Here is a 1,166-nt window from a genome sequence, read left to right as displayed (position 1 = left end):
TGCATGTCCGAGGTGTTGAGATCGTCCTTCTCGTACCAGGTCGCGGTGGGCAGCACCACGTCGGAGTACAGGCAGGTGGTGGACATGCGAAAGTCCAGGGTCACCAGCAGGTCGACCTTGCCTTCCGGGGCATCGTCGTGCCAGGTCACTTCCTCGGGCAGCTGTTCGCCCATCTCGCCCAGGTCCTTGCCCTGCAGGCCGTGGCGGGTGCCGAGCAGGTACTTGAGCATGTACTCGTGGCCCTTGCCGGAGGAGCCCAGCAGGTTGGAGCGCCACACGAACAGGTTACGCGGGAAGTTCTGGGCGTTGTCGGGGTCCTCGGCGGCGAAGGCGAGCTTGCCCTGCTTGAGCTGGTCCACGGTGTAGTCGACCGTGGACTGGCCGGCGTCGGCAGCGGCCTTGGCCAGGTGCAGCGGGTTGGTGCCAAGCTGCGGCGCCGATGGCAGCCAGCCCATGCGCTCGGCGCGCACGTTGAAGTCGACCAGGCTGCCGGTGTACTTCTTGGGGTCGGCCAGCGGCGACAGGATTTCCTTGACCTCGAGCTTCTCGAAGCGCCACTGGCTCGAGTGGTTGTAGAAGAACGAGGTGCCGTTCATGTGGCGCGGCGGGCGCTGCCAGTCGAGGCCGAAGGCCAGCGGGGTCCAGCCGGTCTGGGGGCGCAGCTTTTCCTGGCCGACGTAGTGCGACCAGCCACCGCCGGACTGACCGATGCAGCCACACATGACCAGCATGTTGATCAGGCCACGGTAGTTCATGTCCATGTGGTACCAGTGGTTCATCCCGGCACCGACGATGATCATCGAGCGACCGCTGGTCTTGTCGGCGTTGTGGGCGAACTCCCGGGCGATGCGAATGCACTGGGCCGCCGGCACGCCGGTGATCTTCTCCTGCCAGGCGGGCGTATACGGGCGCACCTGGTCGAATGAAGTGGCACCATCGTCTTCGTTGCCCTGGCCGTCCTGGGCGCTGAAGCCACGGTCGATGCCGTAGTTGGCGCACATCAGATCGAACACGGTCACGGCCAGCACTTCACGACCATCGGCCAGGGTCAGCTTCTTGGCCGGCAGGTGGTGGTGCAGCACCTCGTTGCCGTCGACGTGGGGGAAGTGCTCGTGCTTGACGCCGCCGAAGTAGGGGAAGGCGACTCGGGCCACGCTGTCGTGGGC

At 65.7% G+C, this 1,166-nt stretch carries 1 protein-coding gene; it reads right to left on the bottom strand.

Going from position 1 to position 1,166, the window contains the following annotated elements; translation table 11 throughout:
• Nucleotides 1-1,166: molybdopterin-dependent oxidoreductase (locus ACUN9Y_RS22080; protein WP_445462901.1), on the bottom strand; the 1,166-nt coding region annotated here is incomplete at both ends.

The organism is Halomonas sp. V046, assembly GCF_052645355.1.
This window is presented reverse-complemented; position numbering and strand designations above follow the sequence as displayed.